This window comes from Chitinophaga filiformis, assembly GCF_021646545.1.
GTDB classification, from domain to species: domain Bacteria; phylum Bacteroidota; class Bacteroidia; order Chitinophagales; family Chitinophagaceae; genus Chitinophaga; species Chitinophaga filiformis_A.
Window position 1 is genome coordinate 328002 of the sequence record NZ_JAKIRP010000001.1, and the last position, 23268, is coordinate 351269.

15 protein-coding genes are annotated in these 23268 nt (G+C 46.2%); 3 read left to right on the plus strand and 12 right to left on the minus strand.

Features of this window, described 5'->3' with window-relative positions; all coding sequences use genetic code 11:
- Positions 1 to 534: 534 nt before the first annotated feature.
- Together L3C95_RS01345 and L3C95_RS01350 are read left to right on the plus strand one after the other, a co-directional pair.
- Positions 535 to 2031 carry a sensor histidine kinase gene (locus tag L3C95_RS01345; protein WP_236384253.1) on the plus strand — a complete coding sequence of 499 codons (1497 nt, stop codon included), beginning with the start codon at positions 535 to 537 and terminating at the stop codon, positions 2029 to 2031.
- 60 nt (positions 2032 to 2091) lie between these two features.
- The gene (locus tag L3C95_RS01350; RefSeq protein WP_236384254.1) at positions 2092 to 2796 is read left to right on the plus strand and encodes a response regulator transcription factor; all 705 of its coding nucleotides are present in this window, start codon (positions 2092 to 2094) and stop codon (positions 2794 to 2796) included.
- Positions 2797 to 3774: 978 nt separating this feature from the next.
- Here the strand turns inward: L3C95_RS01350 and L3C95_RS01355 are convergent.
- The 12 genes from L3C95_RS01355 to L3C95_RS01410 all read right to left on the minus strand — a co-directional run bounded on the left by L3C95_RS01355 (position 3775) and on the right by L3C95_RS01410 (position 20880).
- Positions 3775 to 4635: a cupin-like domain-containing protein gene (locus tag L3C95_RS01355; RefSeq protein ID WP_236384257.1), complete on the minus strand. Its 861-nt coding sequence runs from the start codon at positions 4633 to 4635 to the stop codon at positions 3775 to 3777.
- Positions 4636 to 4649: 14 nt separating this feature from the next.
- Entirely contained in the window at positions 4650 to 5483 is an 834-nt protein-coding gene (locus L3C95_RS01360) for a DUF4397 domain-containing protein (RefSeq protein ID WP_236384259.1), read from the minus strand.
- Positions 5484 to 5514: 31 nt separating this feature from the next.
- A complete protein-coding gene (locus tag L3C95_RS01365; protein ID WP_236384261.1) occupies positions 5515 to 8067 on the minus strand; it encodes a TonB-dependent receptor plug domain-containing protein in 2553 nt (850 codons plus the stop codon).
- A gap of 43 nt (positions 8068 to 8110) precedes the next feature.
- Complete coding sequence (locus tag L3C95_RS01370; protein ID WP_236384265.1) at positions 8111 to 9046, minus strand: cytochrome-c peroxidase; 936 nt, start codon at positions 9044 to 9046, stop codon at positions 8111 to 8113.
- Positions 9046 to 9705: a YceI family protein gene (locus L3C95_RS01375; protein ID WP_236384266.1), complete on the minus strand. Its 660-nt coding sequence runs from the start codon at positions 9703 to 9705 to the stop codon at positions 9046 to 9048. The genes L3C95_RS01370 and L3C95_RS01375 overlap by 1 nt, the downstream gene beginning before the upstream one ends.
- 119 nt (positions 9706 to 9824) lie before the next feature.
- Complete coding sequence (locus tag L3C95_RS01380) at positions 9825 to 11111, minus strand: peroxiredoxin family protein (RefSeq protein ID WP_236384268.1); 1287 nt, start codon at positions 11109 to 11111, stop codon at positions 9825 to 9827.
- Between the two features lie 738 nt (positions 11112 to 11849).
- Complete coding sequence (locus L3C95_RS01385) at positions 11850 to 12875, minus strand: family 43 glycosylhydrolase (protein ID WP_236384270.1); 1026 nt, start codon at positions 12873 to 12875, stop codon at positions 11850 to 11852.
- Positions 12875 to 13591, minus strand: coding sequence for a DUF3823 domain-containing protein (locus L3C95_RS01390; RefSeq protein WP_236384272.1), 717 nt, complete (start codon positions 13589 to 13591; stop codon positions 12875 to 12877). Before L3C95_RS01390 ends, L3C95_RS01385 begins: the two co-directional genes overlap by 1 nt.
- A gap of 10 nt (positions 13592 to 13601) precedes the next feature.
- Positions 13602 to 15500 (minus strand): RagB/SusD family nutrient uptake outer membrane protein, encoded by a 1899-nt coding sequence (locus L3C95_RS01395; protein ID WP_236384273.1) that lies wholly within the window; start codon positions 15498 to 15500, stop codon positions 13602 to 13604.
- A 20-nt stretch (positions 15501 to 15520) separates the two neighbouring features.
- Positions 15521 to 18946, minus strand: a complete 3426-nt coding sequence (locus L3C95_RS01400) for a TonB-dependent receptor (RefSeq protein ID WP_236384274.1) — start codon at positions 18944 to 18946, stop codon at positions 15521 to 15523.
- A gap of 166 nt (positions 18947 to 19112) precedes the next feature.
- On the minus strand, positions 19113 to 20195 hold the full coding sequence (locus tag L3C95_RS01405) for a FecR family protein (protein WP_236384275.1): 1083 nt from the start codon (positions 20193 to 20195) through the stop codon (positions 19113 to 19115).
- Between the two features lie 136 nt (positions 20196 to 20331).
- The gene (locus L3C95_RS01410) at positions 20332 to 20880 is read right to left on the minus strand and encodes an RNA polymerase sigma factor (RefSeq protein WP_236384279.1); all 549 of its coding nucleotides are present in this window, start codon (positions 20878 to 20880) and stop codon (positions 20332 to 20334) included.
- A gap of 1312 nt (positions 20881 to 22192) precedes the next feature.
- Here L3C95_RS01410 and L3C95_RS01415 point away from each other — a divergent pair.
- Positions 22193 to 23164 carry a helix-turn-helix transcriptional regulator gene (locus L3C95_RS01415; RefSeq protein WP_236384280.1) on the plus strand — a complete coding sequence of 324 codons (972 nt, stop codon included), beginning with the start codon at positions 22193 to 22195 and terminating at the stop codon, positions 23162 to 23164.
- Positions 23165 to 23268: the final 104 nt, after the last annotated feature.

The window sequence follows — 23268 nt, forward strand, 5'->3', positions numbered from 1 at the left end:
TGATTGAAAATCAGTACATTTACGACAAAAGACTCATCCTTATGGCTGGAATCAGGGGCAAGCCCGGCTATATTGACATATCAGGACTTGTTTCGATCTGCAAGTTCCAAAAACTGGATTATTTTCCATGTACAGGAAAAAGTAAGTAGACTAGCATCCTATACCGCCTGCAAGATTGTTCCTTTCAACTGACCAGCCGGTACCTGTCCGCTTTTATATAGCGGATATTATAGCTATCTTTCTTAGCATTCGAACTATTGGGTTAACAACCTACAAGCCGCACATTATGTACAGCCTGTAGTTTGTTCCATCTCTAAAGATGACTGAGTACTTATTTCGTGGTAGTTAGCACAAAGATCCCGCAGGACTTGTCTGTATTAAAAGATCCGGCAGTTGATCATGTGATTGTTGAAATAATCTGCCGGCAACCGAAATTAACAAAGCATCTGTAGAAAAGTTGTAAATGGAAAGCAAACGAAGTGTAAACAATCTTAAACAGATTGTGAATGAAAGTTAAATTTCCAATATTTAAATATGAGTAGAAGATTATGGAGTTCACTGAAACTGCCAGCTGAAAGAATATATTTGTTCTTCAGGAATTTTTCGATGAGGCATCCTTTTAAGATCTACATAACAACATCTATTATTTGCTTTCTTGTATTAGCGCTCGTTCAGTTTATTCTGGTCTATAACACCTATGATCTGCTTAACAGACGTTTCTATTATGAGAAAAAAAGTAAGATCAATGAAGAATACAGCAAGGCGATCACGAACGATAAATTATACCCCGGCGGACAAGCAATTATAGACAGCATCCTGGTACCTCAGCTCAGAACATTGGAAGAACTCTATAATACAGACACGACAAAATTCCAGGTTTATTCACAGCAACTACTCAATAAAATATTTCACCGGCTTATCGAGGGACAGACAATTGACAGTCTGATGCAACAGATCCGTGGGAAGGAGAATATCACCGACTCACTGCGATATGCATTGAATATTGCCAAAATCGATATCATGACCGGCAATAGAAAGTATATCAATATCTACGACAGCCGGAAAAAATATGAACTGATAGACGATTCACTGCAATGGTCTGACGGCATCCGTATTTATGGCGATCTGACGAGCCCTGACGAACGAAGCCAGGTAGCAAGATTGAATGTCAGCAATCCGCAGCCTTATACTTACGCCATGGCATTCAGCTTTCACGCAGAGCCTTTCAACCGCCGGCAGATGGTTTTCAGGCAGATGCGCCTGATGCTGACCATGTCACTCTTATCCATGTTTGCCATAATTTTATTATTTTTCATCACGATGCGGAACTGGATAAAGCAGAAACGACTCTCTGATGTTAAAACTGATTTTATCAATAACATAACGCACGAATTTCATACACCGCTGTCGGCCATTATGGTAGCTAATAAAAACATCCAGAATGAAAAAATTCTGGATAACAAAATGGCTATCCGTTCGCTGTCAGACGTTATAGAGCGGCAGTCTCACCGGCTGAAGCTGCTGTTCGGGCAAGTACTGGATCTTGCCACTGTCGATAAATTATTTGTGCAGAAAAAGCCACATCACCTGAATATGCTGGTGAGTGAGATCCTGACCGACTTCAGTATCAAATTTTCGTCTTCCAATGTGCAGATCGAGTATACGCCTTCGGAGGAAGACCTGGTGGTAAACCTTGATAGTTTTCATTTTACTACCCTGATGCTGAATATACTGGACAATGCAGTGAAATATAATCTTCAGCCGGTTAAAGACCTGGTGGTGCTGATCAGCAATGACAGGGAGAATATTTACATTACGGTCTCAGATACCGGTATCGGCATGTCGAGGGCAACACTCAAACACATCTTTGAGAAATTTTACAGATACCAGAAAGATCTGACGCAGAACACAAAGGGACTGGGACTAGGACTGCACTATGTGAAACAGTGCATAGATGCACACCAATGGAAATTAAAAGTAGACAGTGAAGTAGGAAAAGGGACTACATTTGTAATTGTGATCCCTGTATAAATTATTTTTTTATAATTAACGTAAACAGGTCGGCTGCTTCAAATTAAAAAATTGAAAGCTATGAGACATCGTATTTTATTAGTAGAGGATGAGGCAGATCTGGGTAATGTAGTAAAGCAATACCTGGAGCTGATGGATTTTGATGTGAACTGGCAACAAAACGGCAGTGATGCATTGGAAGACTTTAAACGGGCTCCTGAACGCTATCAGATATTGCTGATCGATGTAAATCTTCCAGGCATGAATGGGTTCGAACTGGCCGAACACGTGGTCAGGATCAATAACCAGGTGCCTTTTCTTTTCCTTACCGCCCGCGGGGAAAAAACAGATCGTCTGAACGGTTTGAAAATAGGGGCAGACGACTATGTCGTAAAACCCTTTGATGTAGACGAACTGGTGCTGCGCATCCGTAACATCATCAAACGTAAACAACCTGTGGTAGCGCCGGAAGTTGTCAAAGCCAATAATGTCATCACGATAGGCAATACACAACTTTTCGTTGATTCCCTGAAACTGATTACAGACCAGGGAGATGAAATTGTGCTTACACCAAGGGAATGCGATCTACTCGTATTGTTCTTTCACAATGTAAACCGTGTGATCAAACGTGAAGAGATCCTTACTAAAGTCTGGGGCTCTAACGACTACTTCGTTGGCCGCAGCCTGGATGTTTTCATTTCCCGGTTCAGGAAGTATTTCCAGCAGAATTCCGGTATCAGCATCAAGAACGTATACGGAATCGGATTTGTGTTCAATGTGAAATGATCATATCAGCCATTCACGCTACACTTTTTCATTTGTCTGTACTTCATTCCGCGATGCAATCTGGTGAGCTGCATATAGGCAAATCAACACATGCAATATCACAACAACACCTGGTTCAGTAATTCCGTTTAGTGGAACAGAAGCCGCTATGGCGCCCGCCTCAGTAACGAAATATTTGTTTATCAGAACGCGCCGGTGGCGCGGATTTTTCCAAAACATGCCGGGCAAATACAAACAGCAATGACGAAAATATTTACCGGCTTTTTTTGATTACATCACAAAGCTAAGTAGAAAAGTCATGCGGAAAACACGCATTTTTGACTTGTCCCGATATACCTCAACTAATTGACAAACAATCACTTCTGAGCCAATCAACCCCAAACACCAAAATGAAAGCATTCTCGCTTTTCTTTGGTAACACGATACTCAAACTTCGATCTGAATTGCATATGACCAGGATATACTTCCGATTATCCTCCGATTTGATCGGAAGATTATCGGAAGTATATCCTGGTCATATGCAAGTTACATGCAAGTCAGATGCTTTGTTCTTAGTCCTGAAAGTTTACCTTTTTCCGCATTTTAGTCCTCTTTGATACCGCTTTGATACCGCTAATGCTACGTTGATCCTACGTTCATGAACGTAGGATCAACGTAGCACTAGCGGTATTAAAGCGGTATCTAGTCGAACCCAAACCGGGGCTCGGCTAGCCAAAAACCAGGGTTAACATTCGGTTGAGATATAGTCAAGATAGGCTCATCCTCCCTTAATCTTCCGTTCCGGAACGGAAGATTAAGGGAGGATGAGCCTATCTTGACCGAATGTCTACTATATCTCAAGTACATAAAAGTAACCCCATTTACTCCGGTACCACTATACCGAATCCCTTCCGAATATATGCCTGAGTACAGAAAAACTTTACAGCTTCATTCAGCCATTCAGGATCAGCTTTACAGCTGATTGTCCTGAACCACCAACTATTTCGTTTTTACAGCCCTCTCAGCCCGCCTGTATGCCGTCTTCATCTTGTAGTCAAACCACTTCTTCCCAAGTATCTTCCGCATCGCATCGTCAAAACGCCTTGTGATAAAAATATTCCGCACGCCAACAGCACGTTTCAGCATAGACACCGGCAATGCACGATAAGCTACGGAATACCCCGCTGTTTCGTACTGGATGTAATGCCAGAAACCCGATGGTATGAACAGCGTTTCACCGAAATGCAGCGTGCACTCCCAGCCATTCAAATGCCGGAGCGCAGGAAAAGCTTCATAATCCGGATTACGCAGATCTGCAATACCATGGAAATTCCAGGGTAAGCGGTATAGAAGGTCTGATTGCTCATTAGGGAATAACCATACTTTTTTCACTCCCTGGAACTGCGAAAGGAACACATGCGACATATCAATGTCGTAATGATACCTCACAGAAGATCCCTCTCCTCCGAAGAAGAGAAAGGGCAACCAGGTCAGCAGGTTATCTGCCAGTTTCCGCACCCTCAGCTGTCCTTTGATATCCGGCCGCTCGCGCAGCAGGTTAAACAGGAACAGACGCCTGACGGTGGGTCTTGACTCGATCAGGTCCAGGTAGTCGCCAAACTTCATTTTTTCGGCCGGCTGACTGGTAGCCTTGTCAAGATGTGCGTTTTCTTCACTATGCACACCGACCATCACATCTCCGGCTTCCTGCCTGAAATAGTCGTAGTTCCATTTCTTCAATGCCTCACTATCCGGGTGAATAAAGTCCTTTATGAGCACAGGTATCCCCGGTTTCAGAAAGTCACTCCTAAACTGTTCCCGGGTGTATCCGCTAATGGTTGTTACAGGTTTCAGTTGCATGATATATTCTGTTGTTAGTTCTCAAGATGTGTAATGATAGCGCCTCCTGTCGCTGACTTACCCGGTACCTTGTACAGGAAGGCGGTATAGCTTTTCCCTGCTTCCAGTGTCAGGTTGGAAAATGTTTCCCCTTCAATAACCAGTGGGCTATTGTCGGAAGTGATACTCACTGCGAGCCCGGAAGTACCCGCAGGTACTTCGATAAAAGGCCCCAGCGACCATACATTCAGGCCGTCGCCTGTCAGTACGGAACCGCCGGCACGACCATAATCCACGTTTTCGAACAGCAGGCTTCCCCGGCCCTGCTGCTGTAATGTGATACTCACTACCGGAGTACCCGGTGCGAGATGAACGAAACGTAGTTTGGCCTTACCGGCGGCCGGAGGCTGCAAGTTGTCATAGAACAGTATGAGGGTGTCTTTTGTTATATCAGTTTTGCTGCTGGCGGCAAAGACCGTATGGTGATAACCTGCCACCGGCCCGTTCGGACCACCGCTGGCCGTAAAAGCGGCCTGATTGCCGAACTGGCGTGACAGCTTGTAACTTGTGCCTGTACCTTCAGTAAAATTGATCTGCACATTGCCGAATACCGTCGGCAGATAAGGCGAGGCCTGACCAACGCTGACAGCGGTTGTTGTTACCTGCGCCGTAAATGCCCAGAACTGTAAGGGAATATTGACCGGGCGTGCATTCACAAAGCTGATCTGTGCATTGAGCGGAGGTCTTTCTCCGGCATTCACATCCAGGTAATCGGCCTTGTTGCAGGCCGCCAGTGTTCCCGCGATAACCAGTATACCTGTAAAACGCGCTACCAGGACACCTGGTTTAATATGGTTCATGATGTTCATGTGCTGCATTTTAATGTGCCGACAGGCACGTTTAAAACCTGGCCAGTAGCCTTGCAAAAGGCTGGATACCGGCGCTTCCGTTCTGTATACCCACCACTGTTGGATTACGCAGTCCCGCTATAGCGGCATCTGTATAATCGCCCAGCACATCAAACACATTATTCACACCTATAGTGGCCAGCAACTGTGGGGTGATGTGATATCCTGCCGACAGGTCTGTTACCCAGACCGGTTTGAGCTCCTGGAAGAAATAATCCGGTCTTGGAAAAGTAGCATTCAACGCTGTAGCTGTGGTAACAGTGCCGAAATAAACCGTGCGTAACAGGAAGTTCCACTTGCGTAGGTTATAGATACCCTGGAGCGTGATCTTCTGTTGCGGGATATTGGTCGTGACACGTGCCTTCTCCGCTTCGCTGAAGATGACATAGCGATATGCTTCCAGCCCCTTAGGCGTATTCACACCTGTCACCTCATTGCGCGAAAAATTAGCGCCTGCCAGGAATGACAATGTTCCATTATCTAACAGCAGTTTATAGCTTCCTGTAAACTCGATGCCCTTTGTACGTGTACTGAAAGCGTTGTAGAAGAATTTAGCCTGTGTAGTGCCTGTTTGTAGCAGCAAGGTCCTCACATCTTCCGGCAGATTGGTATCCAGGGCGGAGAAATTGCCTGTGTTGCCTACACGGTTCTCTATGTCAATATGATAAGCATCGAGGGTTAATTCTACTCTGGGTGCCGGCTGAGAAGTAATACCGGCGCTGAAACCCTTCGATCTTTCAGGCGTCAGGGAAGGGATGCCCAATGCCCTTGCAGCAGCACTTTTGTTGGAAGCCGTTACCAGGTCTACTGCACGCCCCTGCTGGAAAGTTGTAGACGTTTCTGTGTAATAGAACTGTGCAAGATCCGGTGCACGGAAACCGGTATTATAGGCTCCCCGGAAGGCCAGCCATTTAGCCAGGCTATAACGGCTGGCAACTTTCCAGGTAGTAACATTGCCAAAGTCAGAGAAATGCTCTGCCCTGATGGCTGCCGACAACAACCAACTGTTGGTAATGTTGGCCTCAATATCAAGATAACCTGCTGCAACAGCACGGTTAACATTCACTTCATTGGCAGGTCTGAATCCTGCATGTATCTGTGATCCCGGCGACAATCCATTCAACGCTATCAGTCCGGCAGATGACAGATAAGGCACACCGGCTGCAGTAGTGTCGATATTGTACACCGTACGCAGATCTGCTTTTGCATAAGATGCTTCTTCTCCGGCGATGATCTGGTACGTCTCTACCCGGTACTGCCCACCAAAGGCCACATTAATACCTTTCAGCGCCTTGTCGAAGTACCTGGAAATATCCAGGCTGGCTGTATTCTGCGATGCATTATAACGGCCGGCATCGAATGTAGTAGGGCTCTTCAGCCCGTAGCTTGCATTCAATGAATTGTCTATGACATTCCCGAAATCATTCCTTCCATATACATTGGAAAGATCGGCTGTCCACTGTCCTAATTTTCCTTTGATGCCTATGGCGATGGATTTGTCGGTAATAGTATTGTCCATCTCCGGCAGGAAACCATCCGGATACAGGAATGAGTTATTTCTTTCTGTCCACCCCGGCAAGCGGTATACCGCCGTAAATTCCGAGTTACGATGACTGATACCACCGAATGTATAAAGCTCCACACCATCCTTTAGCGGGATACCTGCATTGAATGCCAGCAGTGCATCTTTGGCCCTGTTGGACCCACCTCCGCGCTGATCAAAGTAATGACGGTCTATCCCACGGCTTGCCAGTATAGCATCGTCTATCTCTTTTGTATAGATGGCATCATATCCACGGGTATTGGCGCCACCACCGTAGATGGGCCCATTGTATAATCCCGCATCCTTTCTGCCTGCCGGCAATGCAATGCCCTGTGTGGCAAATTCGGCAGTGAGATGCAGGTAACCGCCCTGCTGTCCTATTTTAACGCCATAGCTGACGTTAGACCGGGTAGTTAATCCGTCTCCGCGACGGCGCACGCTGGCCGTCGAGCTGACGTTAATGTCATCGGTTGATTTCTTCAGTACGATATTGATCACGCCAGCAATGGCATCAGAGCCGTATTGTGCGGCAGCGCCATCCCTGAGTATTTCGATACGCTCTATTGCTTCCGCCGGGATCGCGTTGAGGTCATACCCTGTAGCCCCATTCCCCAGACCACCCCAGTTGATGTTGGCACTTTTATGCCTTCTTTTCCCGTTCACAAGTACCAGCAGCTGGTCCACACCCAATCCCTTTAATTGCGCAAGATTGAGTGCGGAACCTGCATCACCGGCGTTGCTGCCATTCACAGAGTGAAAGGAAGGAGAGATGTACTGCAGCAACTGCGTAATACTTGTTTGTGGAGCGTTTTCCTGTAAAGACCGAAGGTTAATGACATCTACCGGTACCGGTGCATTCAGCCGTGTACGGGTCACACTGCGGGAACCAACTATCTGCACCTCTCCCAGATGACGCCGGGTGAGTGTATCCTTCTCCTGCGACTGTGCCGGCGTGACATTGCCTGCAAACAGCAGTAAAAAAATGATAGTAATGATTCTCATGTTTATAAGTTATAAGATAAGGTTGTCCGCCGCTGGCGGTTGATTATTGGTTGATGAAACGGTCGTCTGTCAGTGTTTTTAAAAATGCTTCCAGTTCGTTTATTTCTGTGTCTGTTAAATTCAATGGTGTATTTAATGAAAGGTCCCTTTTTATACCGTTATTGACGATGACATCTGGTTGATTATAGTATTGTATCACTTCGCGCAGCGTCTTAAACATACCGTTATGCATATAAGGCGCTGTAAGGGCTACATTCCTGAGACCGGGCACTTTGAAGAATCCAAGTTGGGCACTATCCCTTGTTACTTCAAAGCGCCCCGCGTCTGTCAGTGTAGTGCCATTGTACAATCCGATGTTCTTGAAGCGGTCGGCAGTAAAATCTTCTCCGGAGTGGCAATTACTACAATTGGCCTTACCGATGAATAATAATCTGCCTCTGGCGGCCTCCGGCGATATGGCATCATCGTCTCCGTTAATATATCTGTCATATGGGCTGTTGGCTGTTTCCAAAGTGCGCTCAAATGCAGCAAGGGCATTCAGCAGATTTTTCTCAGTAGGCACACTATTGAACAATTTTCTGAACGCACGCACATAAGTACTGTCTGCATTCAGCCGCTTTATGGCTTCTTCAATAGGCAGGCCCATTTCGGCGGCTGAGATGATGGGCTGTTTTGCCTGCTCTTCCAGTGAAGCGCTACGCCCATCCCAGAAGAAACTTGGTCTGCCACGTTGATTGGTAATGGACGGCGTGTTCCGCTTTGTGAGCTGTCCATGAATACCTTTGCTGAATGCTGCGGTATCTGCAAATGCAAACTGCGGCTTATGGCAGGAGGCGCAACTGATTGTTCTGTCGCCGGATAATATGGGATCAAAGAACAACTGTTCTCCGAGCTTTGCACGTGTTAACGGTTCCTCTGAATGAAAGGCCAGCAACATGACTACGGCTACTAATATGCCTGCGATGTACCACTGTTTCATTACTGCGCATTAGCCAACAATGTTATGTCGAGCTCAAAGTCATCGTAAATAGCTTTGTCGCCAAGGTTTTCAAAATAATTCTTCGAACGGTACCTGATATCATACTTCGTCCTGTCTATTTTCACCTTTGCGGTAGCCGTCAGCTTATCCTTATCCACCTTTACAGTAGCCGGGAAACTGATATCGTTGGTGATGCCTTTAATGGTCAGTTTACCTGTCAGATCATATTGACCATCGCCATGAGGCTTAATACCCGTGATGAGAAAATCTGCTGCAGGATATTTTTCCACCGCAAAGAAATCATCACTTTTCAGATGACCGGTAAGTTTGGCATTGCCGTCGGCATCTTTGATATCGGTTACTGTGATGCTACGCGTATCCAGTTTGAAACTGCCGTTCTTTAAAGCGTTGTTCTCTACATTCAGTGTGCCACTGCTGATGTCAATTGTACCGGTATGCTCACCGGTCACTTTGCGCGCAGTCCACAATAGTTTACTGTTCTTATTATCTACCTGGAAGGCAGTTACTTTATTCAGTGCAACAGTATTATTAACAGTTGAAGGTATCGGTTGCGTATGCTGTACCTGTACGGTAAAAGCGGTGATCACGGCTATCACGCCGATAGAAGCAAAGGAGGCTGCGTGTTGGAAGAGTTTCATAATAGCGTGTTTTTAAAGGACCTGTGAAGGCTGTTTGCACAGCCCCACAGGCGTGACAACAGAAAACAACATGTAGAACCGGAAACATATGTGATCATCGTGCGATGATAATAGTGTTACTAGTGGATGCTGGCAACATCCTGCGGAGCTGGTTCTTCAATCAGTACATCCAGGTCTTTGTTCCATTTCTCTACATATGATTTGAAGTATTGACCAGTTATTTCTCCTGTATAACCGGTATGGATCTGCCTTACTTCTCCTTTGCGATCAATAATGATCGTAGTCGGGAAGGCCATCATGCGGTTGAGGGCCGGAAGTTTTTCCGAAGCCACTTTCTTATCAGCAATGCCACCAAAAAGAATATCATATTCAATTGCGTATTTATCTTTTAATTTACCCAGTGTATACCTGGCATATTCGAGATCATCTTTCTGCTCAAAACCGATGGCGATAGCTTCTACGCCACGTGCTTTGTTCTTTTTGAACCAGGGAGCAAGGAATGCTGTCTGGTCTGTACAATTGGGACACCAGGTACCAATGATCTCTACTATGACCACCTTGCCTTTGTACTTGGCATCGCTGAGTGAGACCTGCTTTCCGTTCAGATCAGGCAAAGTAAAATCCAGTTTGTTATATCCTTCTTTGAGATAGGTAAGCTTGTAGGGGTCTGGCAGCTCTGCCTGCGCATTTTTATTGCCGTCAAATTTTACGTTGTTGTAAATGCCCAGACTCAGCTCTCCACTGAAGGACTGATCATCATTGATCTTTCCTTTTATATAAATAGGACTTGGGCCGGTGAACCCTGACAGCTCAAACTGGTCGCCCTGTACGGTGCCTTCCAGTTCCCGGCTGTCGCCCACGACAGACATGATCACACCGGTCAGTTTATTCCCTTCCTGTTTCAATAATCCGATACGGTTAGGAGTAGGATCTTTACTATAGATCTGCAGTTCCCATTTACCTGACAGGTCATATGCAGGTTTAACGTCTTTCCCCGGTTCCACAAAGCGGTATTTCTTACCTGCTTCTGCTACGAAAGGCAGTGCATTGCCACGGAAATTAGGTACCAGACTTCTATATTCACCGGTAATGCGGCCATCCGATTCGACCCTTGCAAACAGCGCTGCATCGTAGGTATTCATCTTGATAAAAAGCGAATCGTCTGTAATACGTTTCACTTTAAATTCGTCGCGGCGGTGACCATTAATGAGCGTGAAAACGGCATGCTCAGGGTCTTTACCTTTCAGTTCAAAATTGAAAGGAACTGTGGCTTCGTTGACAGTAAAAACACCACGCCACACGCCTTCTTTTAAGAAGAGGGGCTTTTTCTCAGTCGCCAGTACAGTACTGCTGAAAAGTACAGCGGCCAGCAGGCCTTTTACTCCAATGCGGGTAATTGTCTTCATGAGAGTAGATTTGGTTTGAGTGGTTGATAGTTCAGGGCATGGCAATCTCCTTCCGCTTGGCGGTCAGCTGTAGAGTATATCTGACAAATGGAATGGGAGTGCCTTGCTAAAGGCAGGTTTTAGCTACAACAACAGGGCATACAGCCGGAAGAACGAAGGAAGTTGTACATGTTGAACAGTGTTAGTTAATTTCAATAAATCAACTAATTAATGGTGGCTTAATTAGGGTGGTGATAACAAAGATAGAATGGTGAATCTTATTTTCCAAAAAATAGTCTATAATTTTTATAGACTAATAAAAGACGGAGTTATAAGGCTCACTACTGAAGGTTAGGGACATAGGTATATAAACTGTGTATCTTCAGTGTAGAAGCTTGTATGCTACTCTATAATGCTGGGTTACCTGACGTGCGGGCTCTTAAAGCTGTTCATTGTTCTCCTTCCAGTTGATGCTTGTCTTGTGACCGTAGAATCTATTCACTAAAATAAACATAACTGTAATGCTCGCAATGATAACGTAATGTAAAACGATTGACGGCATGTGTTTAAAACTGAAATAAGGTACTAATGTTATCTATCTAAATCTACATAAAACAGGTGGAAAATATACGGCAGTCCGCTTGTTTTGGACATGACCCGATAAATTCATTAACAAAAGTTAACACAGCTTTGCCAATCTAACAATACCACGATCGTTTAATACATGTCAAAAAACGGTCACAAAGTAAAAAGTCCCCGCTATATGCGGGGACTTTTCAATAGAGAGTCAGTTCTGACGGGCTTACCAAATACGGGCCATCCATCCTTATCCCAGCTGAAACGCTGGATACGCGGCGAGCGTTTGTCGCCACAACCATCGCCGGGATGGTCATTCGCGTGATAAAGTATCCAGTATTCTTTCCCATCCGGAGACGTGAAGAAAGAGTTATGTCCCGGTGCATATACGTTATTCTCAGCTGATTGCTTAAATACCGATTCGGGCTTCTTTTTCCAGGATGCAGGATCCAGCAGATCACTGCCTTCATCGGCAGCGAGTATTCCCAATGCATAATCGTCTGTCCAGCAGGCTGATCCTGAAAATACGATGAACAGTTTCTTCCCGTATTTGAGCATTTCCGGCCCCTCGTTTACATCTATATGCCGGAGGTTAGGGTCACCAATGTCTCCTTTGGTTTCCCAGGCGTATTCCGGTTTCGATATCCTTACCCTTTTCCCTTTGATGGTCAGCGGATCTTTCATGGCTGCGATATAAATATCCTGCCGGCCGTTCTTATTGCCTTCCCATCCAGACCAAATCATATATAACTTTCCACGATGTTCAAATACGCTGGCGTCGATCGCCCATTTGTCTTCCACGTCGGCGACCTTACTTTTGAAGATCCAGTCACCCTTCATAGGGTCAGCCGAACTGTTCTCCAGGGCGTATATGCGGTGGTATTGATTATCTCCGCCATCGGCCGCAAAATAGACATACCATTTGCCTCTCAGGAAATGAATCTCCGGTGCCCAGATCTCTTTTGAAAAAGGGCCAGCTGCCGGTGGCGTCCATATCGTTTTATGCTCCGCATCTTTCAGGAAAGCGATGTTTTTCGTCTTCCAGAGTTCCAGGCGGTCTCCCATGGTGTGCATATAATAGTAATATCCATCCTTATAAACGCACCAGGGATCAGGCCCTTTGGACAACAGGGGATTACGGAAAGTATCCTGTGCCTGTACAACGGATCCCGCCAGGAGCAGGAGGCAAATAAGCGTTCTTATCATCATTATTTAAGATTAATCTGCTGCACTTCAGAAAACAAGAGGTCTTCCACACCACTGATCTTTACACCGATACGCGCAAATACATAGTCCTGATCGCCTGTAATACCGTTGCCGGAAATGACGTCCGGAATATTCACGCTCAATTGCACATTGGCAGGATCAGTTATTGCGCTTCCTGCCAGAGAGCTCCGTGCAATGTAATTGGTCGCATCCACAAACTGCGTCTGGTTCAGATACAGGAACACGGTTTCTACATCTCGGGCATTTACGTCTGTGATAATCTTTTCAAGCCGGCAGCTGCTATTGACAGCTGTAGTACCACTTAACTCCATTTTGGCGTCCCTGACCATATAATAGGGCATCACCTCAATGTCCATCTCGCGGCTGCCATTGATGGTCAGCAGCATTGTGTCAGACTTCGTCTCTGCGTCGGTAATTGACCTGAAAGGCCCCTGGGAAGGAGGTATGATCAGTTTATAGTTACCATTGAACAACAATGCGGAGTAAGAGCCATCCTCATTTACAGCTACCGTAATAGCGCCGTTCTTACCCCAGCCGGGTTCCCACAGTTCGAAAGATACATCTTTTGAACTGACATTAACCGGCACTCCCTGATAAGTAATATGCCCTGACAGCATGGAGGACGGCGCCTCATAATTGTCTTTTCTGCAGGAAAAAGCAGTCAGCATCAATATCGTATATACAAATATCTTTTTCATGTCGCCTTTTTTAGTTGTTGGGATTCTTTACCAGTTTCGGGTTATTACTGAGAATGTCTGAACCGATGCGGGAATAATAGTTTCCAAAATTGAACCGGTGCGCAGCAGTTACATTGGATGGTTTCACTACCCTGTACACCCATTTTCCATGATTGGGATTTCCCGGGTTGAATATCTTGTATCCCCACAAACCATAGATCATGGTGTTGATCTTATCAGCTTTCCCGATGTTGCTCACAACATCACTTGCTGATATCGTCTCGCCATTCCATACTTTATGCGCCAGTCTCCAGCGTTTATTGTCAAACAATTCATGCCCTTCAAAGGCCAGCTCCACACGTCTTTCGTGTACGATCCTGTCAAATGAAATAGCTGCTTCCGCCAATGGGGTTGTAAAACCAGCTCTTTCTCTCAGCTGGTTAATATAAGTGGATGAAAGACCGGGTTGTCCTAATTCAAAAGCTGCTTCAGCAGCATTTAACAACACCTCTGCATAGCGATAGCGGACCCACCATACATCACTGCGGGTACCGATCTGTCCTGAGCCCACAGCAGGGTCCATAAACTTGCGTACAAAAAAACCTGTCTGTGCGCTGAACTGTAACCCATCTATCGGGCCGTCAGTGCCTACTACCTGAGAGCTTTTAGGAGCACCAGCCACCGGAATACTATCCAGCTCTCCGAAGTTATCGCCGGTGATGGTATTGTACTTTCCATCCTTCCAATACATTACACCCGCCCAGATATCCAGCGGAACTCCTTTAAATTTGGTGCCAGGCAGGATGATCGTACCTCCAAGACGCGCATCCCTGCCGGCAAAAATATCTTTAGGATCATCGTAGTACACGTAATCGTTCCCGTTATTTGTCACAAACGGACTATAAGTATTATCCAGTTTCTCATACAGGAGCGCCAGGTTAAGTGAAGGATTTACCCTGCCACCCTGTTGCTCTTCTGCAGATGACCATGGCTGATTAAGGATGGTCCATTCCTGTGTTTTGCCCGATTTCAGCTTGAAGTCCTGTGCAAAGATCACCTCCGGATTATTGGCTTTATCGTAGAAAAGCGAGGCAAAATTCTCTTCCAGGTCTTCCGCTTTCTTCTTATACAGCGAATACCTGCCACCACTGATGATCTCCTGTGCTGCAGCCAGTGCTTTCTGATAATAAGGCGTTGCTTTGTCGGCAGCTATACCCACTTCTCCTCCGGGCAATGATACAGAAGGCGTACTCACCCCATACTTTGCAACAGATGCAGCATATAGTGCTGCTCTTGACTGCATGGCCAATGCCAGCCATTTGGTAGCGCGCGACTTGATGCCTGCATCATCCGGCAATACCGTCTTGATGCTATCCATCTCACTGATCACAAAGTCGTAGATCTCTGACTCTTTTGCCCTTGCATGCTGCAGGTAAGTAGGATCTCCGCTGAAATTATATTCCATTGGTTCAAGTATCAGCGGTACTCCACCCATGCGCTTTACTTCCTCAAAATAAATAGCCGCACGCAGCAAGCGTGCTTCTGCTACAAAGCGTGCGCGTATGCCAGCTTCCAGTTCATTCGCAGCACTGCATTTCTGTACAAAAAGATTCAGGTCGCGGATATATCCATAGTCCCAAAGGTTCCACCAGTCGTACGGATAATCTACCTGTTTCGTTCTCCAGTATTGGCCGGATTCAGAAGGAAAGGCTTCGTCAAAATTGGCGAACTCAGCCCAGTTGGTAATGGTCTGCTGTTCAGGATAACGGTTGTAGAGATCAGCCAGGACGGACAATACCAGGTCCGGGCTTCTCCATACTGCTTCGTCAGTAAGCAGGTCTTTAGGCTCTGTGGTGAGGAATTCATCATCCTTTACACAACCGGATATCATTACGAGGGCTGCTGCGATTGTCAGCAAATATTTTTTCATGCTATAATGCAGTTAAAAGATCAGAGAGAAAGTTCAAAACCAATGTTCACAAATTTGCTCTGCGGATAGGTGAGACCGTTATCATCTACAATCTCAGCATCGATACCGATGCCCTTCATGTTATCAATAGAGAATAGATTGTAGGCGTTGACATAGAAACGGGCCCTTTCTATTTTCACACGGCTGAGCACATCTTTGGGTATTGTATAGCCTAATTCAATTGTTCTGGCACGCAGGTATTTTACATTGACGAGCCAGAAGTCGGAGTTTTTGCCAAAGCTGCTGTGGTCACCGTTATTGAAGCGAAGTGCAGGATATTTTCCGGGTATCCAGCGGCTGTTCAGGTCCAGCGGATTCTCCCTGTGCCAGCGGTCTTCATACAGGTCTAACAACAGGTTACCACCATTCTGGTAAGGGTTACGCATCTCCCAGTTACGGTTGAAAGAATAACCGCCACCGCCGGAGAAATCAATACGTGCATCAAAGCCATTCCATGAGGCAGCGAAGTTCAGACCAAAGTTTACAATCGGATTTCTGCCTGTGCCATAGCCGATAGGACGCATGTCCATATCGTTAATCAGACCGTCTTTGTTAAGATCTTTATAGATAAGATCTCCGGGCAGCAATGTCTTATTGCCAGCGCCGTCCACATTCACAGGGTATTTGTTGATCTGTTCCTGTGATTGGAATTGTCCCTGCACCTCATATCCCCAGAAAGTGTTGCTGAATCTTTCCTGTACGGAGTTGCGGTAATGATCCCATGAGTTGTTGTATACCGGCTTGTAAGTATGCAGTGATTTATTTCTGGCATAAGAGACATTACCTCCTATGTTCAGGTTTACTTTCTGAATTTTCGTAGACCAGGCAATGGACCCTTCAATACCTGCTACCTGGTCACTGTTCACGTTTTCAGAGGGCAATGAATATCCCAGTTCACTGGGTACCAGTATATCATATTTTGCACCCAGTAGCCCTGTTCTTCTCCTGTTGAAAACATCTATCGCACCGGTGATGCTACCATCCAGGAAGCCATAATCAAGACCTATGTCCAGCGTTCTGCTCACGAACCAGGAAATGTTCCTGATAGGAACACCTTTATTGCTGGAGCCTATTACAGCGTTTCCATCCAGTATAACAGTAGAGGCGTTGTAGTTATAACCGGCCAGGTAGTCATAAGGGCCGATACCTACATCATCATCTCCCAGTTTACCGTAAGAAGCACGGAGTTTCAATTCGCTTAACACTTTCTTACTCACAAAACTGAAGAACTTTTCTTCACTCAGACGCCATCCGCCGGAGACAGCCGGGAAGGTACCCCATCTTTTATCGGGTGCAAATTTCCAGGAAGCATCACGACGTGCGGAAAACTCCACGTAATATTTGCCGGCATAGCTATAGTTCAGGCGACCGATATATCCGAGACGGGCTTCTGTTCCATCAGCATCGTTGTAGGTATCCATTGTAGAGAAATAGATCAATGGCAGCTGATTGGTAGTAGGCACCGAGTGTACGTAAGAACTCAGATCCCTTCTTTTAATACGCTCAGCCACCAGGGTAGCACCAACAGTATGCTGTCCGAAAACTTTATTGTAGTTGAGCTGTACCTGGATAGTAGGTGTGAGGATGGTCCTGTTACGTCTTTCCCTGTAAGGGTTGGAGCTGCCACCTGTTGCGTTGTAGGTGCTATCTACCGGATTGTAGGTATATACTTTATAAGTATACTCATGCCCGTTCATAATTTCATTGGCATAGTAATAAGAGAACAACCCTTTTGCTGTCAGGCCTTCCAGCGGAAACTGGTATTCGGCTGTCAGGTTGGATTGTAATACACGCCAATCACTGCGCCAGTATCCTGACAACTTTTTATTCTGCACCGCCCATTGCTCCGTGTTGTGGCCAATGTCGTTGGGATACTCAGGATTATCATTGGCGTAAGCACGCTCAGTAGGCCGGTTACGAAGTATGGCAAAACGTGCAGCCCAATAGTCGTCACCACCGGGCACACCTGGCTGATCACGGGTTTCCACACGTCCGTTGATCTGCGCACCGATCTTAAAACGATCGGATACACGGGCTTCTATATTGCTTTGTACGTTGGTACGTTCGAATGTGAATTCTCTTCCCAGCACAGAATACTGTTTCAGATGAGTAGCAGAAACGTAGTAGTTGATCCGTTCAGAACCACCGGTAAAATTGAGGTTCATTTGCGTAAGCGGAGAATTTCCCTTTACGATGAACTTATACCAGTCAAAGTTCTTGTAGCCGGTTTCGGTGCCCTGTTTCCATTTGTCCAGCTCTGCCTGTGTGATAGTGGTCTTGCCATACTGGTTCATATCAGCATCGGCCTTACCCACCATCCACTGGTAGGCGTTGGTAGTTTTAGGAAAGCGTGTCCAGTTCTGCCATCCTCTGTAAACGTTTACGTTGATGGTGTTGCGGCTGCCCAGTTTACCACGTTTCGTAGTTACTACCACAACTCCGTTTGCAGCACGCAATCCGTAGATAGCAGCAGAAGCATCTTTCAATACAGTAATACTTTCAATGTCGGCGGGCGCTATATTGTTGAACTGGCCTTCATCCTGCTGAATACCATCTATTACATACAGCGGGTTGCCCATGTTCCTGATCTGTATGGAAGCACTGGCACCGGGACGGCCATCAGAAAAGCGGAAGGATACACCTGCTATTTTACCTGCCAGGCCTGCACTAACGGTGGAACCAGCATGTATGCCGTTTAGGTCTTTGCTGGTAATAGAGGCAACAGCGCCCGTCAGCGATTCTTTTTTCTGTGCGCCATAACCGACAATCACCACATCACTCAGTGACGTGGAAGACGCTTCCAGTGTGGCATTCACATTATCCTTACCATTGATCTCGATCTCTTTAGTGGCAAAACCCACGTAGGTAAATATCAGGATGCCGCTTAAAGCAGGCACATTGAAAGCATAGTTACCGGTAGGATCTGTCGTGGCGCCGGTAGAAGTACCTTTTAGTTTTACGCTGACGCCTGGCAGGGGCTGCCCTTTATCGTCTGTCACCTTGCCGCTGACCCTTACAGGCTGCATATTGTCTGTAGCAGGAGTGCGTAATCGATTAAGCACAATCTGACGGCCAGACACCTGATATTGTAGTTGCAGCGGCGAGAGTAAACCATTCAGGATATTGCCCAAGGTTTCATTTTCGGCTGCAATATCCACTTTGCGGTCTGACTGGATCAGCGAAGAACTGTAAAGGAATTTAACGTCGACCAGCTTTTCTATCTGGTTAAGGACTTTACCAATGGGCTGTTGCTTTACTTCCAGGGAAATTTTCTGTTGTAATATTTCCTGTGCTTTGCCACTTCCGGCAAAGGTGAGGGTAGTAAACAACACTGCAGCGAGCAGCTGAGAGGCACATGTACGCGTAACGTGAAAGATTAAATCACGGATTCGTAATCTTTTTTTCATAACTTGGATTGTGTTCCTGAATAATTTGGGAAATAGAATGGCTGTCTTATCCCAGTGGAGCGGGTATAAGGCAACGTGACATTAGTCATAGCCAGTGGTACGGCCATACCGCTGGCTATTTTCATTAAGTACTAGTTTTCATTTTGTTTAGATCCTGGTTTAGTTTTCAATAACGATGACATCCTTTCGCTAAGAGGGTGATATCATTCCCTTCAATGATGCACTCAGCCTCCAGTGCCCTGCAAATCAGGCGTATCTTTTCATATAATGGTTCATCTGTCAATGACGCGGTCAACCTGCAATCGGCCAGCAATGCCTTATCATAACGAATGTGCACACCATAGGCGTTTTCGATAGTATTCATAACACTATCCACCGGAGCATCATTGAATACAAATGAATGCGTAATAGCTGCCGGCGCCTTCGGGTCTGTCTGATGGTGTTCGGGCAATTGTACTGATACCGCAAGTGTATTTCTCTGCAGTATGGCCTGCTGATTGGCTGAAACATTGGATACTACCTTACTTCCCAATGGTTGTACTGATAGCGCTACCTTCCCTGTTTTTACATATACTTCCACGAGGCTGTCCTGATCATATGCTTTCACATGAAAGCTGGTGCCCAGTACATTGATCACCATTTCATTTGCATAGACAACGAAGGGTTGCAATGTATTACGGGATACTTCGAAAAAAGCAGCGCCGGAAAGGTAGACTTCGCGTTTACAATTGCCGCCGGCACATACCGGGTAACTTATTCTGGCGCCGGGCTGTAACACCACAGAACTTCCATCTGGCAATCTTACCGTCCGCGGGCCCTTCTCCTCATTTACTTCTTCTACCCGCTTATTGCCATCGAGCTTTGCTTCGTGCAACAAGCGGGTGTATACAGCCGCCGGCTCCCTGCCGGGACGCATCCACCAAAGGGCTGCCCCTGCCATGATGCATACTGCAGCTGCTGCCCAGTACCAGTAGATAAAACGGCTTTTCTTTACGGGTGTAGTCCCGGTAATATCCATCTGGTTGCTGATCTCATTCCACATCTTCAGCTGGTCCTGCTCTTTCAGCTGAAAGACAGGTAGCTGTGCTGCTGCCAGAATGATGGCTTTTGCCTGTGACATCGCCTCCTGCTTATCCGGATACTGTGTGATCACCTGTTCCCAGTAAGCGTTATCCCTTCCTTCCTTTACCCATGCCACAAAAGAATCGTCACAGACAAAATCTGCTGTATCGTATGCTGAATAATCCATAGCATTAAATGCCTTTCCGACAGTAATTATAATGATAAAGGCAGGAAGGGGATATTTTAACTCACTTTTCCTGAAAAAAATTTTTCTTCCTCTTTTGTTGTCTGGGGGCCCCTGGATGTAGTTGTGGCGACAAGGATTATTTCCATCCTTCACGAAGCTTGACAATGGCACGTTGTACGAGGTTCCTCACAGATTGTTCATTGATCTGCAGGATGCCGGCTATTTCTTCCCAGCTGAAATTATCGTAGAAGCGAAGGCGGATCACTTCCTGCTGACGTTCAGGCAAACGGGACATCAGCTGCTGTAAACGCTGTAACAGCAGGAGGTATTCTTCTGTTTTTATTTTAAGCTCTTCGATGGATTCTGTTTGTAAAGAAGTAGTGGCAGGTACGGGTTTGATGTCGGCCATCCGGTGCAGACGACGGCGCAAAGACCGGAAAAGGTAATATTTGATGGAGTTGGTGTCAGAGAGATTCTGGCGTGTACGCCAGAGATCGGCGAACAGATCCTGCATGGCGTCCTGTACCAGGGCGGTATCAGGAACAAGGTGATAGCCATAGTTATATAAGGTACCGGCGTATCGCTGGTACATTTCACTGAAGGCCGCTGTATTTCCTTGTTTAAACGCTATCCATAGCTCGTGGTCCGCTATGGATGCACGGTTGATGTTTTCGGACCCCGCCAATTTACTTTCCTCGTTTAAAGTACAACAGTTCAGACTATTGCATTTAAAGTACAAGCTATAAAAATTAAATGATAAGGGGCGGAAAATTAAAGGGGCCTGATGAAAATCAGGCCCTCCCCAAATTAACCATTAAAAAACTCATTTGAATTTTGCTGGGTCAAAAATAGGATGATTCTGTGTGGCAACTGTTAATCATAAGTTAATGGTTTTAAATTATTTCGGTGTGCTTTTCGGGGTGTCGGGTATGTCACATTTTGATTGAGTGTTGGCGGTTATTCACGCTAAGTAGCCCGGTTTCAGTATGGGTTCCGTCTTTTCCGGAGCCTGGCGAGTTGGCGGTTATTCACGCTAAGTAGCCCGGTTTCAGTATGGGTTCCGTCTTTTCCGGGAGCCTGGCGAGTTGGCGGTTATTCACGCTAAGTAGCCCGGTTTCAGTATGGGTTCCGTCTTTTCCGGAGCCTGGCGAGTTGGCGGTTATTCACGCTAAGTAGCCCGGTTTCAGTATGGGCTCCGTCTTTTCCGGAGCCTGGCGAGTTGGCGGTTATTCACGCTAAGTAGCCCGGTTTCAGTATGGGTTCCGTCTTTTCCGGGAGCCTGGCGAGTTGGCGGTTATTCACGCTAAGTAGCCAGGTTTCAGTATGGGATGGCGGTCGGCGCCTCTCTGAATGGTTATTAGGCGTTGTCAAGCGAATGGGATTTAGAATACAAATTTAGCAGCACCGGTCGTGTCGCCGGAGAGCCGAAGGCCCGCCATTCCCATCTGAAACCGCTGCTACTTCCGCTCTCCCCATGATGATTTAGAGGCCCCGCTTATCAGGGCGATAATGGCAACCTGGGCTTTAATTATATGCTTCGCCTCAGGCGCGTTTAATGCCATTATTGCCATGGATGATTTGTTGGGAATTGTCATAACCCCAACTTAATGTCATAGCGGAGGTATGGTAAAGGCGTATTAAACAATACGGGACCATTCGCGCCGATGAGCTCCGGAGGAGCGATGTGTTTGTAGCGCGGGGTTTCAACCCTGGGGACAAAAATGGCGTATCCCAAAAAACGGGTTCAACCCCGGGATAAAAAAACAGGCCCCCGCAAGAAATTGCAGGGGCTTACCATTTAACCTATATTCTGTACTGTAGCATCAAATTCTTGAAATATTTTCCAGGGAAAGAACAATTTATTCTTGTCTGTCACTACTGATGTCGTGCTCTCAAAAGTCTCCCTCAAATATTTGTTGTATCTAAGACTGCGTATTATAAGCGAAGTTTAATCGCTGTCAGGATTTTTTTTCATTTTTATTTTAACTTGCCGTCATATGAACAGGATTGACCGTCTTTCTGCCATTCTTATTCAGCTACAGGGCAAAAAAGTAGTGCGTGCCGCTGAAATAGCGGAACGTTTCGACATCAGCCTCCGTACGGTATACAGGGACGTAAGGGCGCTCCAGGAAGCTGGCGTGCCTGTGGGTGCAGAAGCAGGTACTGGCTATTATCTTGTGGAAGGTTACCATTTGCCGCCTGTTATGTTTAGCCGGGAAGAGGCCGCTGCATTGCTGACCGGTGAAAAGCTGATGGCTTACCTGAGTGACAAGTCAAACAAGAAGGAATTCAGTAATGCCATGCAGAAGATAAAAGCTGTGTTAAGAGGCAGTGAGAAAGACTTTCTTGAATCCCTGGAAGACAATATTGCGGTAGTGAGCCGCCGTCCGCCGGTAGGTGAAGAATTCCCCAACCGCTTTCTTTCCGATATTCAATTCTGTTTGGGTAAACAGCAGATACTTCAGCTGGACTATTTCGCCTTTCATAATGAAACACTTACGAAAAGGGAGGTAGAGCCCATTGGTATCATTTTTATGACTGGCAACTGGTACCTCATTGCCTGGTGCCGTCTGCGCCACGGTTACCGGAATTTCAGGATGGACCGTATCAAGAACGTGACGGTTTCCGCAGAAACGTACGACAAAGACCGGCATATTACCCTCAAGGAATATATAGACAAATATGGAGAATACGACACGCAACCCTATGAGGTGAAAGTACGTTTCCCCGCTGCATTTGCCCGCCGCATAGGAGACCAGAAATTCTATTATGGTCTTATTGAAGAGCACACCGTGGGTGAATGCACCGAAATGACCTTTATGGCGCCCTGCCTTATATGGTTTGGCCGCTGGCTGCTTACATGGGGCGCCGCGCCCGAAATTATTGCCCCTGCCGAGCTCACGGAGAGAATGCAGATACTGGCAACGGAAATACAACAACATTATTTAGAACCCCGCAGCCGCTCCTGACATAAGGCTGTCACTTGCCCTGTTTTTCTTTGTATCAGTAAAATAATGCTTTACTGATGAAATTACATCTATGGTGCCACTGGTTATTGTTGATCATTGGTAGC

Bases quoted from the DNA above. Each gene is read 5' to 3' on its own strand.
- L3C95_RS01345 (WP_236384253.1), top strand. From the start codon at position 535: ATGAGTAGAAGATTATGGAGTTCACTGAAACTGCCAGCTGAAAGAATA.
- L3C95_RS01350 (WP_236384254.1), top strand. From the start codon at position 2,092: ATGAGACATCGTATTTTATTAGTAGAGGATGAGGCAGATCTGGGTAAT.
- L3C95_RS01355 (WP_236384257.1), bottom strand. From the start codon at position 4,635: ATGCAACTGAAACCTGTAACAACCATTAGCGGATACACCCGGGAACAG.
- L3C95_RS01360 (WP_236384259.1), bottom strand. From the start codon at position 5,483: ATGAACATCATGAACCATATTAAACCAGGTGTCCTGGTAGCGCGTTTT.
- L3C95_RS01365 (WP_236384261.1), bottom strand. From the start codon at position 8,067: ATGAGAATCATTACTATCATTTTTTTACTGCTGTTTGCAGGCAATGTC.
- L3C95_RS01370 (WP_236384265.1), bottom strand. From the start codon at position 9,046: ATGAAACAGTGGTACATCGCAGGCATATTAGTAGCCGTAGTCATGTTG.
- L3C95_RS01375 (WP_236384266.1), bottom strand. From the start codon at position 9,705: ATGAAACTCTTCCAACACGCAGCCTCCTTTGCTTCTATCGGCGTGATA.
- L3C95_RS01380 (WP_236384268.1), bottom strand. From the start codon at position 11,111: ATGAAGACAATTACCCGCATTGGAGTAAAAGGCCTGCTGGCCGCTGTA.
- L3C95_RS01385 (WP_236384270.1), bottom strand. From the start codon at position 12,875: ATGATGATAAGAACGCTTATTTGCCTCCTGCTCCTGGCGGGATCCGTT.
- L3C95_RS01390 (WP_236384272.1), bottom strand. From the start codon at position 13,591: ATGAAAAAGATATTTGTATATACGATATTGATGCTGACTGCTTTTTCC.
- L3C95_RS01395 (WP_236384273.1), bottom strand. From the start codon at position 15,500: ATGAAAAAATATTTGCTGACAATCGCAGCAGCCCTCGTAATGATATCC.
- L3C95_RS01400 (WP_236384274.1), bottom strand. From the start codon at position 18,946: ATGAAAAAAAGATTACGAATCCGTGATTTAATCTTTCACGTTACGCGT.
- L3C95_RS01405 (WP_236384275.1), bottom strand. From the start codon at position 20,195: ATGGATTATTCAGCATACGATACAGCAGATTTTGTCTGTGACGATTCT.
- L3C95_RS01415 (WP_236384280.1), top strand. From the start codon at position 22,193: ATGAACAGGATTGACCGTCTTTCTGCCATTCTTATTCAGCTACAGGGC.